Source organism: bacterium Unc6 (assembly GCA_013626165.1).
Classification (GTDB): Bacteria; Omnitrophota; Gorgyraeia; order Velesiimonadales; family Velesiimonadaceae; genus Velesiimonas; species Velesiimonas alkalicola.
Genome location: NDHX01000001.1, coordinates 46,868 through 72,473, shown reverse-complemented (window position 1 = coordinate 72,473; position 25,606 = coordinate 46,868). Strand labels below are relative to the sequence as shown.

General features: G+C 36.9%; 21 protein-coding genes and 1 tRNA gene. 3 read left to right on the top strand and 19 right to left on the bottom strand.

Going from position 1 to position 25,606, the window contains the following annotated elements:
• Positions 1-3 precede the first annotated feature (3 nt).
• The 11 genes from B9J78_00360 to B9J78_00310 all read right to left on the bottom strand — a co-directional run bounded on the left by B9J78_00360 (position 4) and on the right by B9J78_00310 (position 13,259).
• Complete coding sequence (locus B9J78_00360) at positions 4-699, bottom strand: tRNA (guanosine(37)-N1)-methyltransferase TrmD (GenBank protein ID MBA2123391.1); 696 nt, start codon at positions 697-699, stop codon at positions 4-6.
• Between the two features lie 15 nt (positions 700-714).
• Entirely contained in the window at positions 715-966 is a 252-nt protein-coding gene (locus tag B9J78_00355) for a 30S ribosomal protein S16 (GenBank protein MBA2123390.1), read from the bottom strand.
• Between the two features lie 4 nt (positions 967-970).
• Positions 971-2,233 carry a UDP-N-acetylglucosamine 1-carboxyvinyltransferase gene (locus B9J78_00350; protein ID MBA2123389.1) on the bottom strand — a complete coding sequence of 421 codons (1,263 nt, stop codon included), beginning with the start codon at positions 2,231-2,233 and terminating at the stop codon, positions 971-973.
• Between the two features lie 4 nt (positions 2,234-2,237).
• Entirely contained in the window at positions 2,238-3,068 is an 831-nt protein-coding gene (locus B9J78_00345; GenBank protein MBA2123388.1) for a protein-(glutamine-N5) methyltransferase, release factor-specific, read from the bottom strand.
• Complete coding sequence (locus B9J78_00340) at positions 3,065-4,156, bottom strand: peptide chain release factor 1 (GenBank protein ID MBA2123387.1); 1,092 nt, start codon at positions 4,154-4,156, stop codon at positions 3,065-3,067. Before B9J78_00340 ends, B9J78_00345 begins: the two co-directional genes overlap by 4 nt.
• Positions 4,140-4,343, bottom strand: coding sequence for a 50S ribosomal protein L31 (locus B9J78_00335; GenBank protein ID MBA2123386.1), 204 nt, complete (start codon positions 4,341-4,343; stop codon positions 4,140-4,142). The genes B9J78_00340 and B9J78_00335 overlap by 17 nt, the downstream gene beginning before the upstream one ends.
• 56 nt (positions 4,344-4,399) lie before the next feature.
• Positions 4,400-5,653, bottom strand: coding sequence for a transcription termination factor Rho (locus B9J78_00330; GenBank protein MBA2123385.1), 1,254 nt, complete (start codon positions 5,651-5,653; stop codon positions 4,400-4,402).
• A gap of 109 nt (positions 5,654-5,762) precedes the next feature.
• Positions 5,763-6,377: a dephospho-CoA kinase gene (locus tag B9J78_00325; GenBank protein ID MBA2123384.1), complete on the bottom strand. Its 615-nt coding sequence runs from the start codon at positions 6,375-6,377 to the stop codon at positions 5,763-5,765.
• A gap of 48 nt (positions 6,378-6,425) precedes the next feature.
• Complete coding sequence (locus B9J78_00320) at positions 6,426-7,919, bottom strand: hypothetical protein (protein MBA2123383.1); 1,494 nt, start codon at positions 7,917-7,919, stop codon at positions 6,426-6,428.
• A 20-nt stretch (positions 7,920-7,939) separates the two neighbouring features.
• Positions 7,940-10,465, bottom strand: coding sequence for a DNA polymerase I (locus tag B9J78_00315; GenBank protein ID MBA2123382.1), 2,526 nt, complete (start codon positions 10,463-10,465; stop codon positions 7,940-7,942).
• Between the two features lie 382 nt (positions 10,466-10,847).
• Positions 10,848-13,259 (bottom strand): ATP-dependent protease, encoded by a 2,412-nt coding sequence (locus tag B9J78_00310; GenBank protein MBA2123381.1) that lies wholly within the window; start codon positions 13,257-13,259, stop codon positions 10,848-10,850.
• Positions 13,260-13,361: 102 nt separating this feature from the next.
• Between B9J78_00310 and B9J78_00305 the strand changes: the two genes are divergently transcribed.
• From B9J78_00305 to B9J78_00295, 3 genes are all read left to right on the top strand, one after another.
• Positions 13,362-14,387 (top strand): hypothetical protein, encoded by a 1,026-nt coding sequence (locus B9J78_00305; protein MBA2123380.1) that lies wholly within the window; start codon positions 13,362-13,364, stop codon positions 14,385-14,387.
• Positions 14,388-14,391: 4 nt separating this feature from the next.
• Positions 14,392-14,468: transfer RNA gene (locus tag B9J78_00300), tRNA-Arg, on the top strand.
• Positions 14,469-14,630: 162 nt separating this feature from the next.
• Complete coding sequence (locus tag B9J78_00295) at positions 14,631-16,682, top strand: hypothetical protein (GenBank protein ID MBA2123379.1); 2,052 nt, start codon at positions 14,631-14,633, stop codon at positions 16,680-16,682.
• A 2-nt stretch (positions 16,683-16,684) separates the two neighbouring features.
• On the opposite strand, the gene B9J78_00290 is transcribed toward B9J78_00295, so the two are convergent.
• The 8 genes from B9J78_00290 to B9J78_00255 form a co-directional block, all read right to left on the bottom strand.
• Entirely contained in the window at positions 16,685-17,878 is a 1,194-nt protein-coding gene (locus tag B9J78_00290; protein MBA2123378.1) for a bifunctional ornithine acetyltransferase/N-acetylglutamate synthase, read from the bottom strand.
• Positions 17,875-18,897, bottom strand: coding sequence for an N-acetyl-gamma-glutamyl-phosphate reductase (locus B9J78_00285; GenBank protein MBA2123377.1), 1,023 nt, complete (start codon positions 18,895-18,897; stop codon positions 17,875-17,877). Before B9J78_00285 ends, B9J78_00290 begins: the two co-directional genes overlap by 4 nt.
• Before the next feature lie 85 nt (positions 18,898-18,982).
• Positions 18,983-19,828 carry an acetyl-CoA carboxylase carboxyl transferase subunit beta gene (locus tag B9J78_00280; GenBank protein ID MBA2123376.1) on the bottom strand — a complete coding sequence of 282 codons (846 nt, stop codon included), beginning with the start codon at positions 19,826-19,828 and terminating at the stop codon, positions 18,983-18,985.
• Positions 19,829-20,159: 331 nt separating this feature from the next.
• Positions 20,160-20,792, bottom strand: a complete 633-nt coding sequence (locus B9J78_00275; protein ID MBA2123375.1) for a methyltransferase — start codon at positions 20,790-20,792, stop codon at positions 20,160-20,162.
• Between the two features lie 679 nt (positions 20,793-21,471).
• Positions 21,472-22,116 (bottom strand): serine O-acetyltransferase, encoded by a 645-nt coding sequence (locus B9J78_00270; GenBank protein MBA2123374.1) that lies wholly within the window; start codon positions 22,114-22,116, stop codon positions 21,472-21,474.
• Positions 22,117-22,323: 207 nt separating this feature from the next.
• The gene (locus tag B9J78_00265) at positions 22,324-22,797 is read right to left on the bottom strand and encodes a hypothetical protein (protein MBA2123373.1); all 474 of its coding nucleotides are present in this window, start codon (positions 22,795-22,797) and stop codon (positions 22,324-22,326) included.
• Between the two features lie 3 nt (positions 22,798-22,800).
• Positions 22,801-23,562: a YebC/PmpR family DNA-binding transcriptional regulator gene (locus B9J78_00260; GenBank protein ID MBA2123372.1), complete on the bottom strand. Its 762-nt coding sequence runs from the start codon at positions 23,560-23,562 to the stop codon at positions 22,801-22,803.
• A 2-nt stretch (positions 23,563-23,564) separates the two neighbouring features.
• On the bottom strand, positions 23,565-25,583 hold the full coding sequence (locus B9J78_00255; protein ID MBA2123371.1) for a hypothetical protein: 2,019 nt from the start codon (positions 25,581-25,583) through the stop codon (positions 23,565-23,567).
• Between the last annotated feature and the right edge of the window lie 23 nt (positions 25,584-25,606).

Sequence of the window (25,606 nt, the reverse complement as noted above, 5' to 3'; positions counted from 1 at the left end):
AGCTTAAGGCCTATCTTTTTTTAACAAATCTGGTCTTTTTTCTCTTGTTATTTTTTCTGCCTGCTCTTTTCTCCATTTTTTTATGGCCTTATGGTTACCTGAAAGAAGAACATCTGGCACATTCAATCCCCTGTACTGTGAAGGTCTTGTGTAATGAGGATATTCTAATGTCCCTGTTAGGAATGATTCTTCGTACTTTGAATTTGGGTCACCTAAAACACCGGGAACAAGCCTTAATACTGCATCTATTATAACCATTCCTGCAATTTCGCCTGATGTAAGAATATAATCTCCTATTGAAATTTCATCTGTAACAAGCACCTCTGAAACTCTTTCGTCTATACCTTCATAATGTCCACACAAAACAATTATATGTTTATATGTTGAAATATGTTGTGCCTGTGCCTGTGTAAAAAGAACCCCTCTGGGGATGGTAAGAATTATATGAACATCTTTTGGATATGGACTTTTAGAACGCAATTGCTCTACTGCCTCAAATATGGGTTCAGGACTTAAAACCATACCAGCCCCTCCACCATATGGTCTGTCGTCTGCTTTTTTATGCTTATTATATGTCCAATCCCTTATGTTATGCACCTGTATATCTACGGCACTTCTTTTTATGGCAATCTTCCACATAGATGTCTTAACAATACAATCAAACATTTCCGGAAATAGTGTAAGTATATCTATTTTCATATCGAAATCTTATATCTAACTACTGATGGGTGTTTTATTTTTTGATTTTAACAAACTTTCCACTGTTTCAGAAAGTTTTGCACCTTTGCTTATCCAGTATTCTATTCTATCCCGTTTTAATTTTATAACAGCAGGATTTGGAATTGGGTCATAATACCCAAGTTCTTCAAGGGCCCTGCCTTCTCTTGGAACCCGTTTATCACAAGCAATAACACGATAAAACGGCCTTTTATGTGTTCCAAATCTTTTTAGTCTTATTACTACCATATGATCACTCCTTTTCTCTTTTTATACAAGCACCGAGTTTAGAGAGTTTTTGTTCCATCTGTTCATATCCTCTATCAAGATGATACGCACGCAAAACCTCTGTTTTTCCTTTCGCAACAAGTCCTGCAAGGACAAGTGCTGCGCCCGCCCTTAAATCAGATACCGTAAGCGGCGCACCGCTTAAATATTTAACGCCCTGAACAATAGCAGACTGCCCCTCTATTCCTATATTTGCCCCCATCCTGCCCAGTTCTGCAACATGTGTAAACCTATTCGGAAAAATTTTTTCACATATAACAGATATCCCGGGTGTAATAGACATTAAAGCCATTGCCTGTGCCTGAAGATCTGTCGGAAAACCGGGGTAAGGAAGTGTTGTAATGCTTACACTTTTTCTTGATTTGGGTTTCCTTACCCATAAGTAGTCCTCTTTTGCTTGTAAGGGAATATCTGCCTCTTTTAAAAAATTAATTACCGCGCCCATATGCTCATTTATACAATTTTTTATTTTTACATCCTCACCAATCATTGCGCCTGCAATTGCAAATGTCCCTGCCTCAATCCTGTCCGGTATTATCCTGTGCCTGATACCTTTTAAGTGTTGGACACCTGTTATTTCTAAAATAGAGTTGCCTGTGCCTTTTATCTTTGCACCCATTTTTATAAGAAACCTTGCAAGGTCGGCAACCTCCGGTTCAGAAGCCGCGTTTTCTATAAGTGTGGTGCCTTTTGCAAGACTTGCCGCCATCATAACATTTGCTGTTGCAAGAACAGACGAGCCGTAGGCTCCTGCAAGATATATCCGTGAACCCCTTAATCCTTTTGTATTTGCAACAACATAACCGTCTTCTATTTTTATATCTGCACCAAGTAAAGACATTCCCTTAAGATGCAGGTCAACAGGTCTTGCTCCTATAATACACCCACCAGGAAAAGATACTCTGGCTGTTTTTTTTCTTGCAAGAATAGGTCCAAGAACACAGAACGATGCTCTCATCTCTCGGACAATCTCATAAGGAGCCTCTGTTCCTATATCTTCACCTGAATGAACCATTATGGTTGTTCCTGTCCATTGAATATCTGCACCAAGCCCCTTTAAAAGTTTTATCATAGAGCGGGTGTCTTTCAGATTAGGAACATTTTCTATAACACACGGTTCATTTGTAAGAAGTGTTGCAGCAAGTATTGGAAGAGCAGAATTTTTTGAGCCGCTTACCTGAATACTTCCCTTTAGTTCATACCCACCTTCTATGACAAATTTATCCATAAATTCAGCCCCGTAAGCACAATATCCTGTCAATACCGAATAAATTTTTTATTGTATAAAATCTTTTGTACCGTTTTGTTCCTTCTGCCATACTTAAAACATCTATTTTGTGATTATCTCCTATCTCAATCAGAATATAACCGCCGTCTTCTAACATCTGCCATGCCTTTTTTATTATTCTTTTAATGATTACACACCCGTTTTTCCCGCCATATAATGCTGTTATGGGTTCTTTTTTGACATTATCCGGAATATTTAACAAATCCTTTGATGAAAGGTAAGGCGGATTTGAGACAATAAGAGAAAATTTTGTATTGCTTATTCCATTCCACAAATTTGTACACATCCATCTTATATCATAACAGGGAAGGATCCTGTGTGCATTTTTTTTTGCACAAGAGATTGCCTTCTGTGATATATCAGTTGCAAATATTCTGCTTTCCTTAAATCTTTTTGCAAGACTAATGGCTATATTGCCACAGCCTGTGCATATATCAAGTATGTTACCGCCTTTATAAACCCTTACTGCTTCTTCTATAAGTAATTCTGTATCCTGCCTCGGTATAAAAACTCCCTCGCCAACCTCATAAATTATATCATCAAAATATGCCTTTCCGGTTATATATTGGATAGGGTAAAGAGCTCTTCTTTTATTTATATATTCAATATATTTAGAATAACGGGATTTTAAAATTTCTCCCTCAAAAAAACAATATTCTTCTCCAAACAATTCTCTGAATAAAAAAGCGGCCTCCTGTTCAGGATTTTTTATTCCATCTACATCAGAAAGAAGCCCCGTTCCCTCTTGGACAACATTAATTGGAGTTTGAATCATACTAAAATTTTTTTCAACTGCTCTTCTCTTGCAAAAGTAAGAAGGGGTTCTAATATTATATCAAGATTCCCGTCCATTACTTCCTGTAGCCTATAAGCTGTTAGCCCAATTCTATGGTCTGTTATTCTGTGTTCGGAAAAATTATATGTCCTTATTTTTTCACTTCTTTCTGCACTTCCAATCTGCAATTTTCTTGTTTTTGCAAGTTCTTTTTCCTGTTCTTTTTTATATAAATCATATAGCCTTGCCCTTAATACTTTCATTGCCCTGTTTTTATTTTTCAATTGCGACCTTTCATCCTGGCAGGTTACAACCATCTTACTGGGGACATGTGTAAGACGAACAGCAGAATCTGTTGTATTTACACCCTGTCCACCCTTACCACCTGAACGATAAACATCTATTTTTATATCTTTAGGATCTATTTTTATATCTATATCTTCTGCCTCCTGCATAACAGCCACGCTTGCAGTAGAAGTATGTATCCTGCCGCCTGCCTCTGTAACCGGAACCCTCTGGACTCTGTGCACACCGCTTTCATGCTTCATCAGGTTATAGACACTTTCACCCTCTATACTAATAACCACCTCTTTTAATCCGCCAAACTCCGAAGGGTGTGTATCCATAGATTCCCACTTCCAGCCTTTTGATTGTGCATATCTGTTATACATACGGCAAAGGTCGGCAACAAAAAGTGCTGCTTCTGCCCCTCCTGTTCCGGCCCTTATCTCAAGTATAATATTCTGATTCTCTTCCTTTTTTTCACCGATGAGAAAATCTTCAAGTTTTGTAAGAATCTCTGCCTTTTCATTTTGAAGGCTTGTTAATTCTTCTCTGGCAAGTTCGATAATCTGTTGGTCTTCTTGAACAGTTGAAAGTAATTGCTCTGTATCTTCATACTGTCTACAAATAGAGCAGAACCTGTTGTATGTTTCAACCAAGGGAAGGATTTTATTTTTTTCCTTCGCAAGATTTATATAAGAAGATGTATCAGAGGTTCCGCCGGAGAACAGAGCGTCAATTTCTTTTATTCTGTTTAAAAGACCTTCAAAATACTTTTTTGTAGTTTCTTCAAGGCTTTTTTCCATACTTTTTTTTGAATCTATCTATGCGTCCTGCGGTATCAATAAATTTTTGTTTGCCCGTATAAAAAGGATGACAACTGCTACATATTTCTACTCTTATATTTTCTTTTGTAGAGCGTGTCCTTATAACATTCCCGCACACACAGGTTATTGTTGTTTCTTTTAACATGGGATGTATTTTTTCTTTCATATCGCTCCTTTTTATTATTTAGAAACCTCATCAGACCCCAAAATATTGTATCACATTCACAACCCCTGTGTAATATTCTTTAAAAACTCTGCATTGGTTTTAGTCTTTTTTAATCTATTTGCAAGAGCCTCCATCGCCTCAATACCGTTCATCTCATTTAATACCTTTCTTAATACCCACATCAGCCTTAATTCCTCTGGGGTAAGTAAAAGCTCCTCTTTTCTTGTGTTTGACTTTTTTATATCAATTGCTGGATAAATCCTTCTCTGGAAAAGGGACCTGTCCAGTGTTAGTTCCATATTTCCTGTGCCTTTAAACTCTTCAAATATTACCTCATCCATACGAGAACCTGTATCTATCAGAGCAGTTGCAAGGATTGTAAGGCTTCCCCCTTCTTCAATAGACCTTGCGGCACCAAAAAACCTTTTCGGTTTGTGAAGTGCGTTTGCATCAACACCGCCTGAAAGCAGTTTCCCGGAAGGTGGAACAACTGTGTTATATGCGCGTGCAAGACGGGTAATACTATCAAGAAGAATTACCACATCCTTTTTATGTTCAACAAGCCTTTTTGCCTTTTCAAGAACTATCTCTGCAATCTGGACATGTCGTTCAGCAGGCTCATCAAATGTAGAGCTTATCACCTCTCCTTTTACAGACCTTTGCATATCCGTAACTTCCTCAGGCCTTTCGTCTATAAGAAGAACTATCAGATAGACCTCTTCATGATTTGTTGTTATTGCATTTGCTATTTTTTGAAGAAGAACAGTCTTACCACTATACGGAGGAGCAACTATCAGACCCCTCTGCCCTTTACCAATGGGGGTAAGAAGATTTATTATTCTTGTTGACACTTCTTCTGATTGTACTTCTAAGACTAATCTTTCATGCGGATACAGTGGAATAAGATTATCAAAAAGCGGAATATCTTTTGACAATTCAGGATCAGAATCATTCACTGCTTTAACTTTAAGTAATGCAAAATATTTTTCTCCCTCTTTGGGGGGCCTCATCTGTCCGCTTACTGTGTCTCCTGTTAAGAGATTAAACCTTCTTATCTGCGAAGGTGATATATAAATATCATCCGGACTGGGAAGATAATTATATTTAGGGCTTCTTAAAAATCCAAAACCATCGGGCAATATCTCAAGAACGCCCTGTCCAAACATAAATCCTTCTTTTTCAGCCTGTGTTTGAAGAATTTTAAAAACAAGGTCCTGTTTTTTAATGCTTGTTGTACCACTGATATGCAATTCCTTTGCTATCTTTGTAAGCCCCGAAATCTTCATCCCCTGAAGTTTGGTTATATCTATTTCCATATTTCTCCTTAAACATAGTAGGCAGGGAATAGTAGGTAGTAGATAGGGAATGAACTTAGTCCATAGTCGATGGACTATGTCCTATGGAGTGCCAATCATCCTCCTACCTACTACCTCCTACAATACTACCTACTATTTTTTCCACTTGTTTTCTTGTTTCTTTAATGCTTCCTGAATTATCTATAACAAAATCTGCATATTTCAGTTTTTGTTTCTGTGTTAATTGATGTTTTTCTCTTTCTTTTACATCTTTGATGGTGATTTTAAGTTTTTTGGACACTCTTCTTAATCTTATATCTTGCGGGGTTTTTACAACTATTATTTTATCAACAATTTTATCAAGGCCGGTTTCTATTAAAAGAGGAGCTTCAATAACAATAAAACTTGCCGATTGTTTTTTAAAATATAAAATCTGTTTTTTTATATTATTTATAATCATAGGATGAAGGATAGATTCTAATTTCCTTAAACAAGAAGGGTTAGAAAATACAATCTCAGAAAGTTTTTTCCTGTCAATTCTATTATCGGCAGAAAGTATATCTGTGCCAAAAATCTTTACTACCTTTTTCCATGCATTTAAGGGCCCTGTGTGCGTTGGCTGGATGAGCTGATGCGAGACAGCATCTGCTTCTATAATCTGCGCTCCAAGCCTTTTTAAAATTTTTGCAACCGTTGTTTTCCCTGAACCTATACAACCTGTTAACCCTATTATTTTCATAAATAAAATCTTGATACCATATTTGTGGAGAACAACTTGAATTGCTACTTAAGGGCTTACTGATCTATTATATATCCCTACGTATTCTTTTGCGGAATACTCCCATGAAAAATCCTCTTGCATATTCTTTTTTATAATCTCATTCCACGCTGGCTTGTCCTGAAAAGCATTTTTTGCCCTCTGCATGCAGTTAGAGAATACATCTGCACTATAATCATTAAAAACAAAACCCAAACCCCGCATATGTGTGGAACTTAAATCCCGCAGTGAAATATCTTGGACAGTATCGGCAAGTCCTCCTGTTTTTCTTACCACAGGAACGGCCCCATACCTTGCTGCAATCATATGACTTATTCCGCAAGGCTCATACCTTGAAGGAACAATAAAAACATCGCTTCCTGCATATATCTGTCTTGCGAAAATATCATCAAATCTTAATGCAACAAAAAAATTTTTACAGTACTGCTCTGTAAGATTACGAAGAAGGTGATGATAATTTTCCATGCCTGTGCCTAATACGACAACCTGCCAGCCCTGTTCAATAAGTTTTGGAATAGCAGGTATTAAGATATCCAATCCCTTTTGTTCTACCAGGCGGGCAACCATTCCAGCCAATGGTCTGTCAGAAACCTCAAGACCGCAGATTTTTTGTAAAAATTCTTTATTGATTTTTCTTAACAGAATATCCTCGCTACTATAATTTTGTTTTATTGCTTTATCTTTCTGAGGGTCCCATTTAATATTATAAATGCCGTTGAGAATCCCAAAAATTTTGTTGCTTCTTTTTTTAAGCACTCCATCTAATCCAAACCCTAGTTCCTGTGTTTGTATCTCTTTTGCGTAGGTCGGACTTACTGCTGTAATAAAATCAGAATATAATATCCCCGCTTTTAAAAGATTGAGTCTGCCATCATATTCAAGCGCATGGGATGTAAAAAATTCCCTGCTCACCTTAATCCTGTCGGCATCTTTTAACGGGAAAATACCCTGATAACTCATATTGTGTATCGTCAAGATTGTTTTTATTGAAGAAAGGATTTTATCGGACTTTGAACGGTCGGCAATAAAAACAGGTATCAGCGCAGTCTGCCAATCATTGCAGTGTATTATATCAGGAATAAAACCAGTGTTATTGACTATTTTAAGAATTTCTTCACAAAATGCAACAAATCTTTCCAAATTATCAGTATAATCACCCTTCTCATCTCCATACATACCGCCACGGTCAAAATATTGGGGCTGGTCTATAAAATATACAGGCACATTTTTTTCCCAACCCTGATAAATACCAGGTGAAACCTCTTTTGTTAAATAATTCTTACTGATGAATTTTTTGTGATAAGGGATTGCCATTCTTATATCAACCCCGTTTAGAAATTTTTTATTTCTAACGGGGTCAACCCCGTTTAGAAATTTTTTATTTCTAACAGGGTCAACACCTTGTGCTTTTATAAATCTTGGCAGTGAACCTGCAACATCCCCAAGCCCGCCTGTTTTGACAAAAGGAACTGCCTCTGATGCACAATATAAAACCTTTATCATTTTTCCGTCTGTGTTATTAGTTATACTGTTTGCATCTCCAACCAGTTTTTCCCAACCTTCACATCCGCCCTTAGCGGGACACTTATATTAACAGCATTTTCCATAATATTTTTTACAGCCCTACAAACATCTTTTGCTATATCCTGCGGGGCGTCTAATAACAGTTCATCATGAACCTGAAGAACAATAGATGCACCAAGTCTTTCTTTTTGTAAATGTGAATCTAATTTTATCATTGCAATTTTTATAATTTCAGCGGCACTTCCCTGCAGGGGTGTGTTTATTGCTATTCTTTCTCCTAACTGCCTTATCTGTTGTTCAGAATTTTTTAATTCAGGTATAAATCTTTTTCTTCCAAAAAGTGTTCTCACAAAACCGTCGGTATATGCACACTTGATAAAATTGTTTATATAATTCCTAACACCTGAGTATTTTTCAAAATATGCACTGATAAATCCCTCTGCTTCTTCTACAGATATCTTCAACTCTTTTGAAAGCCCATACGGGCTTATTCCATATATAATGCCGAAGTTTATAGTTTTTGCAAAACTTCTCATAGAATCATTAATCTTATTGGTCCCGTATATAAGTTTGGCAGTTGCACAGTGTATATCTAAACCCTGGCTAAATGCGCTGATAAGGTTTTCATCTTTACTGAAATGTGCCAGCACCCTTAATTCCACTTGCGAATAATCGGCAGAAATAAAACATCTGTTCTGCGATTTTGGAATAAAACACCTTCTTATCTGACGCCCTACCTCTGTCTTAATCGGGATATTTTGAAGGTTTGGCTCAGAACTTGAAAGCCTTCCTGTTGCGGTATCTGTCTGGCTTAAAAGTGTGTGGATACATCCTGTTGATGTGTTTCTTGAAGAAGATAACTGTTCAATGTATGTAGAATAAATTTTTGTCTGCCTGTACTCAAGAAGTGTTCGGACAAATGGAGTATTTTCAGAAAGCTCCAATAGCACCTGTGCATCTGTTGAATAACCGGTTTTGGTCTTCTTTTTTGCCGGCAATTTTAATCTATTAAACAGCACATCAGATACCTGTTTGGGTGAATTAGGATTAAAATCAATACCTGCTTCTTCACACATCTGAATTTTTATTTTATTGATTCTATCCTCAATATTTTTTCCTAATCCAGTTAACAATTCTGTATCAAGACATACTCCTGCTTTTTCTGCTCTTGCAAGCGTAAGCGTAAGAGGAATCTCAATATCAAGAAGAAGTCTTTCCATTCCCTCTTCTTTAATCAGTTTCCTTATTTTTTTATGAACCCTTGATATGGCATCTGCACAATAACAAATCTTTTCCCATTGCTCGGAACAGGATACAGGGTTTTCTAAAAGATATTCAGCAGCAATTTCATTTACACCCGGCGCACCTCTGTTTCCTCTTAAAAGGTGTGTTTCTATCAATAAGTCTCCTGCAATATTTTGGATATTTGCATTCTTATCCATCAAAAACTTAATTATGTCTTTAAAATTATATCCATACTTGGGAAGGTGAGAATTAAATATTTTCAAGCATAAATCTATATCTGTTATTTCAAAGAAAAAAGTTTTTGAAGATGGAATTGAAAATGCACAACCTATTTTCTCACTGAACATAACAGATACCCCTGCACAGGAAAGAATTTCTTCAACATCTTTTGCTATATCTTGTGTTTTCACTTTCTGGAAAAAAATCTCTTTGTTGTTTTTATTGGAATATTCTGTAAGAAATGTTCTAAACTCCATCTGCCTTAAAAATTCAAGCAATTCACCTTTTTTCTGCTCTTTTAACAGAAATTCATGGATATTAAAATCTATATCTATATCAATAAGATGGGTAAGTTGTTTTGAAATTATTGCCTGCTCCTTAAAATTATTCAGTGCCTGCTTTACCCTCGGGTTGGGGATGTTTTCTACATTTGAAAGTATATTTTCAATTGTTCCGTATCCTAAAATAAGTTCTTTTGCAGCCTTTGGTCCTATTCCTGGAACACCCGGTATATCATCTATCCTATCCCCGACAAGTGCAAGATAATCAGGGATAAGTGAAGGAGAAATACCATAGACCTCTCTGACGGCCTGTTCATCCATCGGGGGCTTTTCCTGCTCTTTTCTTACCAAAACATTTTCCCCTACAAGTTGTAGCAGATCCTTATCCGAAGATATAATCTCAACATCTAATCCATAACAGACTGCTTTTTTTGTCAAAGAACCTATTATATCATCCGCCTCATATCCTTTCATTTCTATGGTTTTTATACCTAACAATTCCATCATTTTTTTAATATAAGGCATCTGTTTTAAAAGGTCAGCCGGGATAGGCTTTCTGCTTTTCTTATAAAAAACAAACTGTTCCTGTCTTAAGGTAGGACCTTTTGAATCCATACATACTGCAATCGCATCGGGTTTTCCTTCGGAAATTAGTTTCCTCAGTGTTATGAACATTCCATATATTGCATTTGTAGGCATTCCCGATGAGGTAGAAAGATTATGTATCGCATAATATGCTTTATAACAAAGGTTGTTGCCATCTATTAAGACAATTTTCATTTAAGATGCTCTCCTTAAGTTTCAAAGGTTAAATATTTTGCTATAATTCCCTTTCTATAAAGGGGAATAATTTGTAATCACATTGTTGAAGGTTATATTCTTAAAAGAATGGCTTTTGTCAGGGTGAGAAAATATGTAATATTCAGTTCTAATTCATATGCAGTATTAAGGGGCCCGTGAACACCACAACCCCATTCCATCTTAATTTAAAATTTATAGATAGAAATTAAAATCGGCTGAACAACAACAGGGAAAAATTTAAACTTACAGTCCATAATCTATGTCTATGGACTATTTGGGTTTGGCAGTTGGGTAACAAACTCCTGTGCCATATTATAATCTTTATTTTTAAATAATGCAATATTTTATAAAACTAAAAAATCTATTTCTTGGACTTTTTCTTTTCAGCCTGTCTTGAAAACTCTCTTAATCTTTCATCCACAGAATAGAATACTGTTCCATTGGTATAACGGTTGTTTTTGCCCGGCTTTCCAGCAAATTTGCCCGTAAGCAATTCAATTCCTTCTTCAATATTTTCAATTGCATATATATGAAACTTTCCCTGTTTTACTGCTTCTATAACATCTGTTCTTAACATAAGGTGCCTTACATTCTGTTTTGGCATAATAACACCCTGTGTTTCTGTTAAGCCATTCATTTTACAGGTATCAAAAAATCCCTCTATTTTTCTGTTTATACCACCAACTGGTTGTATCTGTCCTCTTTGATTTACAGAACCTGTAACAGCAATATCCTGTCTTATTGCAAAGCCGGAAAGACTTGATATAAGTGCGTAAAGTTCAGCACTTGAGGCGCTGTCTCCTTCTATCTCTTCATACATCTGTTCAAATGCAATAGATGCAGAAAGATTCAAGACTTTATCCTGTGCAAACTTACCCGCAATGTATGATGAAAGTATCATCACCCCTTTGTTGTGTATTGGTCCACTTAGTTTTACTTCTCTTTCAATATTAACTATCCCTGCCTGTCCTGAATATGTTCTTGCAGTAATTCTTGATGGTCTCCCAAATGTATAATCCCCCATATCAATAAGTGATATACCATTTACCTGTCCTACTATACTTCCGGTTACATCTATTAATATAACTCCGGACTTTATGTGTTCAGAAAGTTTTTCCTCTACCATATTGCTTCTGTATGTTTTTTCACCAATTGCCCTGTTGACATGCCTTGCCTCAACAATACTACATCCCTCTGTCACAGCCCAGTGTGATGATTCGTTTATAATGTTTGATAGTTCAAGAAACCTTGTTGAAAGTTTTTCTTGGGACTCTGCAAGCCAGGAACCATATTCTACAATACCTGCACAGGCAGAGGGAGTAAATGGCAGAAGTTTAGATTCTTTGCACCTTGCGCTTATAAATGATACATAGTTTTTCTCATTTTCCTCTGATCTTGGCATATTTATATCAAAATCAGCCCTTACCTTAAAAAGTTTTCTAAAATCCTCATCAAGATGATACAGCAACTGATAAATATAGTAGTTGCCAACCAATATAACCTTTATATTTATAGGCATAGGTTCGGGTTTTAAACTTGCAGCGGGAAATGTTCTAAACTGTTCTCCGATATTTTCTATCTCAGATTGCTCGCTTCTTAGTGTTCTTTTTAACGCATCCCAGGAGAAATAATTTAAAAGAAGTTCCAATGCTTCAACAACAAGAAAACCCCCGTTTGCCCTGTGTATAGCGCCTGATTTTATCATACTAAAATCTGTTGTCATCATACCTAAATGCGCCTTATACTCAATCCTTCCAAAAAGATTATAATATGTAGGATTATGTTCAAACACCACAGGAGCACCCTTTAACTGACTGTTGTCAACAAACACATTTACCTTATATCTTGATATAAATGCCTCTTCTTTCATCATTTCAAGTCCCAAAAATTGATGCTGTTCCTTATCAGATGGCTTAAACTCATCTATGTGTGATACAATATCATCTTGAACCTTCTCAAGATAATCACATATCTTTTTTTCATTACAATATTTTTGTTTTAAACTCTCAAAAAGGTGTCCAACCGCAAAAAGTGCAACCTTTTTATCCATCTCTGTGATCTTATTCTTTGTCTCTTGTTCAATCTTTCTTACCCTGTTTATAAATATATTTATATCCTGTTGTATTGATTCACCCGATGTTCTTATCTGCTGTTTTTGCTCTTCATTTAAGTTCTCAAACTCCTCTTGTTTTAACTGTTTGCCGTCAACAATAGGAACCGTTACAATACCTGATGGTGTAATCTGGATAGAAAGATTAATGCCTTTTGCCTTCTGCTGTAACTGGTTTAAAAATTCTTCTCTTTTTTTCTGATATTCCTGAAGTACTGCTGTTTTTTGCTTTTCATACTCTTCGCTTTCAAACGCCTTTGGAATTTCCACCTTGCAGTGTCCTATCAGGTTGTCCATATCAGAAACAAACACCTTACCCATACCTGCTGATAATTGGACAGCAAACGGCTTATCAGGATCTTCAAAATTATTCAGATATATCCAGTCACCGGGAACAGGAAGCGATTCTGTTTTTTCTTTAAGAATGGCTTTTATTGTGGACCTTTTGCCTGTACCCAGAGGTCCTGCCACATATATATTAAAACCCCTTGACAGCACATTAAGCCCAAATTCTATTGAATGAACACCTCTTTCCTGTCCGATAGTTCCATGTAAAGGCTGAACCTCCTGTGTTGTATTAAAATTAAATATATTCGGATTGCAAACCTTTCTTAGGTTTTCCGGTAAAAGTTCTTTTGTTAGACTTAAGGTTTTTTCTGCCATTATTCCTCCTCGTCTTTTAGACTCTATCGTTTATTATAGCATATTAAAAGAAATGTTAAACTTCTTTGATAGATACAAAATTCTACCTACCGATAAGGTCTTATGGTATCTTTGCTCAGATTAGATCGGGGAACGACATTCCGCTCTTGTGGACAGGGGCAAAAGTGGTATAATATAAATATGAAAATACTTTTTATCACTCTTACAAACATTGGGGATGCAATACTTACAACACCGATAATAGATATTTTACATACAAGATTTCCTTCAGCAAAGATTTTTGTTTTATGTGGTGAAAGAGCAGGGGAAATCTTTGAAAATGACCCTTATGTATATAAAATAATTCCTTATAATAAAAAAATAGGACTTAAACGAAAAGCCTGTCTTGTTTTTAATCTTTTTAAGCAAAGGTTTGACCTTGTGGTTGATTTAAGAAATTCACTAATTCCCTATCTTGTATTTCCAAAAAGGTTTGCCGTCAATTATGGCGGGGGTAAAAAAAATATTCATTCGGTAGATAGGTCACTGGAGGTTTTAAAAAAATTAAAACTTGATACAAAAAATGCTAACCTCAGAGTTGTTATATCAAAACAGAATGAAAAAAGAGCCTTGGAGATTCTTAATGAATATTCTCTTTTTAGTAAGAGGTTTATCTGTATCTGCCCGGGAGCAAAAAGTTCCTTAAAAAGATATCCGGAAGATAGTTTCTCATCTGTTGCAGATAATCTTACACAGATGGGTTTTGATATAGTTCTTCTTGGAGAAAAAAGTGAAAAACATATTTGTGAAAATATACTTTCAAAAATGAAAAACAAGGCTTTTGATCTTAGTGGACAGGCAGACTTAAAAACCTCAGGAGCTGTACTTAAAAAATCCAGACTTGTTATATCAAATGATACCGCCCTTATGCACCTTGCAAATGCACTGAATGTCCCTGTTCTTGGTATATTTGGGCCAACAGATGCGGCAAAATATGGACCAAGAGGAGGTAAGGCAGTGGTTGTAAGAAGTATGCTCAATTGCTCTCCCTGTGAAAAAGCACAGTGTCCTTTGGGAAAAAGGCAATGTATGGAATCAATTTCCCCTGAAGATATAATCAATGCCTGTATATTTCTTTTAAATTCTTAAATGTGTGCCCGTAGCTCAACAGGATAGAGTAGTGGGCTTCGAACCCAATGGTTGGGAGTTCAAGTCTCCCCGGGCACGCCATTAAATACTATTGATTACACAGATTTTGAAAAGATTACACAGATTAAAAATTTGTTTTGTCCCGTTTAGAAGTAGATCTCTAACGGGGTTTATCTGTGTAATCTGTTTTTTAATCTGTGGAATCAGGGTCTGATAGGAGTTTTTCAGAAGACCCTACATATTATGTCTGAAATCTATCTTTCTATAATCTGGCATATGCACCAACCCTGTTATGAGGATCCCAAAACAGGTGAGTTTATACTTCCCTGGGTTAGGCTTCACTGTATAAAAGACTATCTTGATATGCTTCTTATAACAGAAGAATTCCCCGGTCTTTTCATAACATTTAATTTTGTTCCATCACTTTTGGAACAGATAGATGGTTACACAAAAGGCAAAACAGATAGGTTTTATCATATCTCACAATTAAAAGCGCAAGGCATGACGGAAGAGGAAAAACTGTTTGTCATTTCAAACTTCTTTCTCTGTAATCCGCCCACAATGATACTTCCCCATAAAAGATACGCGCAACTTTTTTATAAAAGAGGCGCAAGAACAGATCCCTGTTCATTGAAAAGTGTAAGTGACAGTTTTACAGAGCAAGATATAACAGATATTATCGTATGGTTTAACCTTGTATGGATAGACCCTCTCCATATAAAAAATGATGCTTTTTTAACAGGTCTTATACAAAAACAAAGAGATTTTACATATCAAGAGCAAACAGTTCTTCTTCAAAAACATATAGATATAATAAAAAGGATTATACCTTCTTATAAAAAGGCATTGGAAGAAAAAAGAATTGAGATTTCCACAAGCCCTTATTTTCATCCTATACTGCCTCTTCTTTGCGATACGGATATTGCAAAGATAAGCGACCCCGATACAAAACTCCCAAACATAAGGTTTAAACACCCTGAAGATGCAGAGTGGCATATAAGAGAGGCTTTATGTTCTCATCAGAAATACTTCAATAGTCAGCCACAGGGACTCTGGCCATCAGAAGGTTCTGTAAGTGAAGAGGCCTTAAATATAATAAGTTCATCAGGCATAAAATGGGTTGCAACAGATGAAATCATACTTGAAAGGTCTACAGGAAACAGATTAAAAAGTGAAGAGAGAAACTGTATATATAAATTTTCAAATCTCAATATGTTTTTCAGAGACCATATACTTTCAGACAGGATAGGGTTTGTATATTCAAAATGGGAGGCCAAGGACGCTGTTTTGGACTTTACACATGTGCTAAAACAGTCCAAACCCTGTATTGCAACAATAGTTCTTGACGGTGAAAATGCATGGGAATATTACAAAAATGATGGTGAAGACTTTTTAAGAACGCTTTATAAAACAATATCATCCGACAGCAAAATAAAACCTGTAACCCCTTCTATGTATCTACAAAATTTTGAAGAAAATGCAAGGTCCCTTTCTCATATTGTTCCGGGCTCATGGGTTGACGGAACATTTAAAATATGGATAGGACATTCGGAAAAAAACAAATCCTGGGAATTATTATATAAGGCAAGAGAAGATGTTTTTTCAAAGACCAATGATAGTGAAATACTAAAGCACATATACACTGCAGAAGGAAGCGACTGGAACTGGTGGTATGGAGACGACAATCAGACACTTAATAAACTTGAGTTTGATAGACTGTTCAGGGCATATCTTATTTCTGCATATGAAAAAGCAGGACTGAATGTTCCGCCCCAATTACATATACCTATAAAAAGACCGAAGACACTGCCCGGCAAATTTCCAGTGTGTAAAATACACCCTAAGTTAGACGGACTTGACACAGATTATTTTGAATGGGCAGATGCAGGCTACATTTACCCTGATTTCGGGGCCATGCAAAGGACGGAAAAAATTATAAAAAAGGTATGGTACGGATTCAATGATGTATTTTTATATTTCAGGGTTGATTTTGAAGATGTGCAACAGTGCGATGAACTGATGTTTTTATTCCCTGATACAAAAACTCAGATTAGCATAATACTTGACAAAAAAGGAAAGATAAATGTTTCTGATGAGAGAATAATAGAGGCATATTTTGATAAAATCCTTGAGGTTTCAATAAAATTGGAATACATACAAACAATGGATGAAAACCTGCACTGGGCTGTATCCTGCAAAAAGCAGGGGAAAGAAATCCTGCGTCTTCCGGAATTTGATGTTTATACAACCCCTGCTCATAGTAAAACCTTTGATGAAAAAACTGGGGTTGTGTAAATTCAGGTTGTATAGGATGAGTTTATTCTTATATATTCTTCTGTAAGGTCACAGGTCCAGAAAAAGTCCGAATAATTCCCAATCCCCAAGTCTATATACACACTTATATTTTTTTTCTTAAACTCTTTTCTTACATCTGTTATCTTAAAATTTGCAGGCGCACCGTCTTTAAACACCTGTATTTTGTCTATCCATAGACTTAACCTTTTAGGGTCAACCTTTGATGTGCTTGAGCCAACAGCAGATATAATTCTTCCCCAGTTTGGGTCAGAACCATATACTGCGGTTTTTACAAGGTTTGAGTTTGCAACATTTTTTGCAACAAGATAAGCATCTTTTTCTGAATAGGCACCCTTTACCCATATCTTAATAATCTTTGTGGCACCTTCCCCGTCTTTAACAATCTTTTTAGAAAGTTCTTGCATAGCAAGGGTAAGTTCCCTTTTGAAAGTTTCAAAATCTTTACCTTCGTCCATCCTTTTGTTGCCAGCCAGACCATTCGCCATAACAAGAACAGTATCATTGGTGCTCATACTGCCATCTACACTTATCCTGTTAAAAGAACAATCCACAGCATACTGGGTTGCTTTTCTTAAGGCACTTAAACCTATATTTACATCTGTTGTGATAAATGCAAGCAGTGTAGCAGAAGGCATAGCCATATCCGGAGCAATCATACCCGAACCCTTTGCCATACCACCTATATTTATAACCCTTGAACCTATCTTAAAACTCCTTTCAACCTCTTTTGGGACCTTATCTGTTGTAATGATGGCAAGTGCAGCGTTGGAGCCTTTTTTGCTTATACTTGATACAAGTTCAGGAACTGCTCTTTCAATTTTTTTCAGATGAATCTTTCTTCCTATAACCCCTGTTGAACATACAAGAACATCTTTTTTTGATATTAAAAGGCTACCTGCAACATATTCAGCCATTCTTACAACATCTTTATCGCCATCCACAGTTGCACAGTTTGCATTGCCACTGTTTATAATGACAGCCTGTGCTGTCCCTTTTTTTACAATACCCATACAATATAATACCGGTGCGGCTTTAAATGAATTTTTAGTGAACACACCCGAAACAAAAAAGGGAACCTCAGAATATATAAGTGCAAGATCCAGTTTTTCTTTCTTTTTTATGCCAGAAGATATTCCAGATGAAAAAAAACCTTTAGGCTTTGTAATCCCTTTCATAGCAATCCTTCTTTTTCATTACACCCAAGCATAATATTCATATTCTGAACAGCCTGCCCGGATGCTCCCTTTAAAAGATTGTCTATTACACTTATAACTATTGCAAGATTTTTACTCTTATCAAAAGCCACACATATATCACAGAAGTTTGTATCAAAAACATCTGATGTCTCCGGATAATCAGGGGCAGACCTGATACGAACAAAGGGTTCGCCTCTATAAAAATCCCTGTATGAAGATTTAAGTGTAAATTCATCAACATCTTTTTTTAACGGAACATAAACGGTAGAAAGTATTCCTCTATTCATAGGAACAAGATGCGGGACAAACACAATTGAAATATCAGAACCTGCCAGGTAAGATAGTTCCTGCTCTATTTCCGGTGTGTGTTGGTGAGAATTAACACTGTATGCCTTGATGTTTTCATTGGCTTGTGCAAAAAGAAGTTCTTCTTTCAGATTTTTTCCAGCACCTGTTACGCCGCTTTTGGAATCAATAATTATACATTTGTTTTTGTCTAAAAATTCGCCCCCCGCAATAGGAGCCAACGCAAGTATTATACTTGTAGGATAACATCCTGGATTTGCAACAAGATCTGCTTTTGAAATTTGCTTTCTATAAATTTCAGGAAGACCGTATACCGCTTTTTTAAGAAGTTCGGGGTATTTATGTTTTTCATAATATTTTTCATATTTTGAAATATTCTTTAACCTGAAATCCGCACTTAGGTCTATAACCTTTTTTTCCAGTTTAAGAATCTTATATGCAATATCCATAGATGCTCTGTGCGGCAGAGCAAGAAAAACAATATCTGCAACCTCTGAAATCCTTTCAGCGGTGTAATCTTCACAGGACAGATCATCTAAAATGCCTTTTGCCCAGGGGAATATATCTGATATGGGTGTTTTTTCTCCTACCCTTGAAGAAAGCGCACTAACCTGGACATCAGGATGTCTTATTAAAATCCTCAACAGTTTTTCCCCTGCATAACCTTTTATACCCATTATACCAATGCGCATATTTCTCCTTAATTTTTAACTAACTGAGCACTCTGGGAGTTTTTTCCTCTATTTTCTTCCGAGGGCTCAATTAGTTGACACAGCACTATGTTAGTGTTTGATATTTAAGTATTCTTCCTATTGTGTGCTTTAAGTCTTTTCTTTCTGCTATCATATCAATAAGTCCGTGCTCAAGAAGAAATTCTGACCTTTGAAAACCCTCAGGAAGAATCTGGTGTATGGTTTGTTCAATAACCCTTGGTCCTGTAAAACCTATAAGTGCTTTTGGCTCTGCAATTATTATATCACCGAGTGATGCGAAACTTGCAAGAACCCCTGCCATTGTCGGGTTTGTAAGAACAGAAATAAAAAAAAGCCCTGCCTCGCTATGTTTCGCAATTGCAGTGCTTGTTTTTGCCATTTGCATTAAGGAAAACATTCCCTCATGCATGCGGGCACCTCCTCCTGAGCCAGAGATTATAACAACAGAAAGCCTTTTATCTATACCTTTTTCAACTGCCCTTGTAATCTTCTCCCCAACAACAGAACCCATAGAGCCCATAATAAAACGGGAGTCTGTAACAGCAAGAACAGTTTCGGTATTTTCTATTTTGCATAATCCCCATATTGCAGCCTCTTTAAGACCTGTAAGAGTCTGATCTGCTTTTAATTTTTCCTGATATGTTTTTGGACCCTTAAAATCAAGGGGGTCCTTTGACTCCATGTCTGTATCCTGCTCAAGAAATGTCCCATCATCTGCAGTGTATCTTATTCTTTCTCTTGCCCCAATTGTGTAGTGATAATTACACTTCGGACATACCATAAGATTATCCTCAAGGTCTTTATTGTAAATCATACCCTGACAGTTCTGACATTTTGTCCAAAGTCCTTTTGGAATTTCTTTTTTTCTTAGCCTTACTATTGTGTATTTAGGTTTTCCAAATAAAGCCATATATTTACCATCAAATGAAAAAGGGACCGAGTCTGAAAGAGTCTATTCTATAAAAGCCCAGCCCCTTTTTAAAATATCAAAAATCAAATATCATTACAAATAATGTATCAGGTGTCATAAAATTAGAACAAATCCCACACCCAGAAGGTGCCTGAAACACCAAACAATAACTAAATTACAATAACCAAACAATACTCAATTTTCAAATCTTAAATTACAAACTTCGGAATTGAGGGTTTTGGGATTTTGGACACCCTCTGGGTGTGGCGCTTGGAATTTGACTTCGGGGTACCCACAATAGCGGGTCGTTTAATTTTTTAAATCTTTTACCCTATATTCCAAGTAACTCTTTTGCTTTATCGGCTGCTGAGGCTGCATCTGGTGCATATCCGTCTGCACCTATTTCATCTGCATAATTTTGTGTTATAGGTGCGCCACCGATTAATGTCTTTACCTTACCCTTTAAACCGGCACTGTTTAGTGCATCCACTACTGTCTTCATTGCCGGCATTGTTGTTGTAAGAAGAGCTGACATTCCAATTAACTGTGAACCCTTTTTTGCCGCTTCTATAAACTTTTCAGGTGGACAATCTATACCAAGGTCATTAACCTGAAAACCGGCACCCTTCCACATCATAACAACAAGATTTTTTCCAATGTCATGCAGGTCTCCTTTTACAGTTCCTATTGCAACTTCTCCCAGTGGTTGGACACCAGCCTTTTTTAACGCCGGTTCTAATGGAACTAACCCTGCATTCATAGCGCGTGCAGCAATAAGAACCTCAGGGATATAAAACTCATTATTCTTGAACTTTACCCCTACCACATCCATCCCAGCAATAAGTCCTTCGTTAAGGATATTCTGAGGATGCACCTTCTCATCCAGTGCTTTCTGGACAAGGGTCCTTACTTCCATTGCCTTTCCCGCGATAAGGCTTTCCTTAATCGCATTTAGATCTGCCATCTTCTCCTCCTTTTTTATGCACAGATATTAGCTATTACCCTATCAAGCCATAAACATTTTGTCAATATAGTGTATAAATTATATGTTCTGGACTCAAGATGTGGTTACAAACTGACACTCCAGAACCTCCTTATTTTTTACTTCATACACGCAGGTTTCTGTCCTAATTTTCTATGATATGCGAGACACTCACAGCAAATCCCTTTCCTGTCACAGGGTTCATATGTGCACGGACAGTTCTTTTTATTTCTTTCCTGATTTGGGCACTTACTCATCTTACCCCCCTCCTGTGGAATTTCTTTTCCGATTACCTGCAATAATTAAGCACACCATTTTCTACATAGTTATCTTGAAAAAGAACATTGTATCCTCTACTATGCAGCAGGTCGTATGCAAGATGAAAATGAGTACTTGGTTTTCTTTTTGAGTTTTTACATAAATCCAAATTCCAAAGCTCAAATGACAAATGACAAATCTCAAATGACTAAAACCCTTGACATTTAAGCATTTGACCCTGAACCCTGTCAGAGATCTACTTAATGCCAAAAGTGTTTATAGATATTAAGTTCTCTAACAGGATTGATTTGACATTTGTTATTTGACATCGGGGATTATAGTAAAATTAGACTGCTCAAATTCATTTTGCTAATAACATCTACAATCTAAGAGTTTTTTAACCTTATCGGTCTGTATGTTCTTTTTTTTCCTTTAACATGCTCTCTACCTTAATAATCTCTTTCTGTAATTCCTCAAGTCTTTCAACGATAGGATCAGGTAAAGCAGTATGGTCAAGGAAAAGCGAAGAAATTCTTTCATCACCTTTTCTTACTATCCTGCCAGGAACTCCTACAACCGTGCAATTTTCATCTATATCTTTTATTACCACGCTGTTTGCACCTATCAACGCATTATCGCCTATGGTTATGTTTCCTAATATTTTTGCACCCGCTCCTATTACAACATTATTGCCAATATTAGGATGTCTTTTCCCCTTTTCTTTCCCTGTTCCTCCAAGCGTAACTCCCTGATATAGTGTAACATTATCCCCCACAACAGAGGTTTCACCTATTACAACTCCCATCCCATGGTCTATAAACAATCCCTTTCCGATACTTGCAAGTGGATGTATTTCTATACCGGTAACATGTCTTGCAATCTGTGAAATCAGTCTTGGTAAAAACGGAATTTTCTTTATATATAAACTGTGAGCAATCCTGTGGAATGCAACCGCATGAAGCCCTGAATATGTAAGCAAAACCTCATAAAAACTTATTGCGGCAGGGTCTCTTTCAAAACAAGCCTGTATATCATCTTTTAAAAATATAGCAATATAAAAAAAGAAAAAAAACGGGAATATCACAAATACCAAGAATAGAAAGATTAAAAATATATACATTCCATTATCCTCCTAAATTCCATTGTCCGTATATCGTATTAGGTAGTAGATAGTAGACTGTAGATAGGGATTTTATTTCCTACTACCTCCTACCTCCTACCTCCTACCTACTACTTACCACCTTCTACCTACTATTTACCGAACCCGATGCTCATATGCAACCGTAAGTGCCAGTGCATCTGTAACATCAAAAAATCCTTTAAACCTCTTTATACCGAATATTGAACATATAGCACCTGCTATCTGTTCTTTTGATGCGTGACCGTTGCCTGTGGCTGCTTTTTTTACATGTGTGGGTTTAAAACTGTGCACAGGTATGCTATTGACTGCTGATGCAAGATATATAATTCCTCTTGCATGTCCCATAAGAACCGCTGTATAGGGATATTTATAGTTAGAATAAATTTCTTCTACTACTACAACATCAGGCTTATGGTCTTTAAATAAGATATCTACATTCTCAAACAATCTTTTTAATCTTTTTTCAAGAGGGAAACTAACAGGATTTCGTATAGTCCCCGCATCAATAAGATGTAGCTGATGGGCTTTTTTTTCAACTATACCATATCCTGTTATACAGAGGCCCGGGTCAATACCTGCAATACGCATCTGTTATCTTTCTCCTGTTATTTCTTTTATAAGACTGTCAGGGATATCAAAATTTGCATATGTTTCTTGAACATCTTCATGGGCTTCAAGTGCATCCATAAGTCCAAGAACACAAGAGGCTGTATTCTTATCCTCTATCCTTACGGTTGCGACAGGAAGCATTGTTATTTCAGCAGAAAGCACAGGGATGTTTGCAGATTGTAATGCCTTTTTCACATTTTCAAAATCTAAAATGGCGCAGGTTACCTGAAAGATATCTCCATCTTCTTTTGTCAAATCCTCTGCTCCTGCTTCAAGAACAACGGACATTATCTGTTCTTCGGTTGCAACCCTTGAGTCTATAAGAAAAAATCCTTTTTTATGAAATAATCTGCTTACGGAACCCTGAGAACCAATATGGCCGCCCCTTCTTGAAAGAATAGTTCTTATCTCTGCTGTTGAACGGTTTTTATTGTCTGTAAGTGCTTCTATCATAATTGCTATACCCTGAGGACCAAAACATTCATATATTATTTCTTCATATGTAACACCGGGCAGTTCACCCGTCCCTTTTTTAATTGCATTCTCAATGTTATCTTTTGGCATATTTGCAGCACGTGCCCTATCAATAGCAGTTCTTAATCTGGAATTTGCATCAGGGTTCCCGCCTCCCTGATGGGCCGCTGTTGTTATCTCTTTTATAACTTTTGTAAAAATCTGTCCCCTCTTTGCATCTACTGCTGCCTTCTTATGTTTTGTTGTAGCCCATTTTGAATGACCGGACATATCTACTCCTCCTTTTCCTTGACCCTGGACAATTTTTCAATAATAGACTGTGTAATTCTTTGCGGAACTTCTTCATAGTGACTGACCTTCATTGCATATGAACCTCTGCCCTGTGTCATTGAACGAAGTTCACTTGCATATCTTAAAACCTCTGCAAGAGGCACTGCTACCTTAACTATCTGGAGATTGCCTTTTACATCAACGCCAAGGATTCTGCCTCTTCTTCCACTTATATCACCCGTAACCGCACCCATACAATCACCCGGAACAGATATCTCCATTTCCATAATAGGTTCAAGAAGTACCGGTTTGGCGCTTCTGAATGCCTCCTTAAACGCTTGACGGGCCGCAATCTGAAATGCAATATCTTTTGAATCAACAGGGTGCATCTTACCATCGTATACAGCCGCTTTTACATCAACCACCGGGTATCCTGCAATTACTCCCTTATCAAGTACGCTCCTTATCCCTTTCTCACAACTTGCAATAAATTGTGCCGAGATTGCACCTCCAAATATCTCTTCTGCAAATTCAAAACCACTTCCTCTGGATAGTGGTTCTACTCTTAACCAAATTTCTCCAAACTGACCGGCGCCTCCGCTTTGTTTTTTATGTTTATAATGCGCATCTGCTTTTGCGGTTATTGTTTCTTTATATCCCACCTTGGGTATGCCTGCAATAACCTCAACACCATGTTGTCTTTTCAATTTATTTATAATTATTTCAATCTGCAAATCCCCGAGACCGCTTAAAAGAAGTTCTTTTGTTTGAGAATCTCTTACAACGCGAACTGTCGGATTTTCTAACGCAACTTTTGCCAGAGAAATAGATATTTTTTCTTCATCCGCCCTTGTCTTGGGCTGAATGGATAAAGATACTATAGGCTCAGGATATAGAACTTGCGGAAGTACTATAGGCGATTTTTCATCACAAAGTGTATCGCCCGTTGCTGTATCTTTTAGTTTAGCAACTGCAATAATATCACCTGATACAGCATTGACTGTGTCAATCTGTTGTCTGCCTTGAAGCAGGTATAGCGCACCAAACTTTTCTTTCATACTTTTTGTTGAATTAAAAAAACTGCTGTTTGCTTCAATTTTCCCCGAATACACCCTCATTATACTTAACTGACCGATATATGGGTCCGAGATTGTTTTAAAAACCTGGGCACAGAAGGGTTGGTCTTCCGAAGGAGAACGTTTTTCATCGTTTTGATTTATCGGATTTTTACCCAACACTTCTTGCGTCTGACCTGTAACAGGCAAAAGGTCTGAAACCGCGTTCAACAATTCTTGGACTCCTACCTGTTTCTCAGAAGAAACGCAGAGTATAGGAAATAAAATTGCCTTTTTTACAGCATCCCGGAGCCCTTTTTTTAACTCATCTTCTGTTAGCGCTCCTTCGGAAAGATATTTTTCAACAAGTGTATCATCACTTTCAGCAACTGCTTCAACAAGTTGGTCTTTCAATTTTTGGACATTTTTCTTATCAGTTACATCAGAAACAAGGTCTAACACTGATTTAAAATTTGCCTCCTTGCCCTCCGGCACTTGAATTGGAACACATTTTTTGCCCAACATCTCCTGAATAGCGCTGACTGTTTTTACAAAATCCGAATTTTCTTTATCAAACTTATTTATACATATAATCCTCGGGATGTTCTTCTGGTCGCATAGACCCCACACCTTTTCTGTTCCTGCCTCGGGACCGTTCACGCCGCATACCACAATAATAGAACCGGTGCTTACAGATAAACCTGATATGGTTTCACCTATAAAATCAGTAAAACCTGGTGTATCTATAAAATAAAGCCTTCTGTTATTATACTGGCAATGAAGAACACTTGCATTTATTGATATTTTTCTTGATATTTCCTCAGGGTCTGTATCACTAACAGTATTGCCTTGACCCACAGAACCGCATTTTTGTATTGCTCCTGAGGCAAAAAGAATCTGTTCCGAAAGACTTGTCTTTCCAACCCCGAAGTGACCAACGATGGATATCACGCTATTTTCTGCCATATCTTATTCCTTCTATGAGGTGT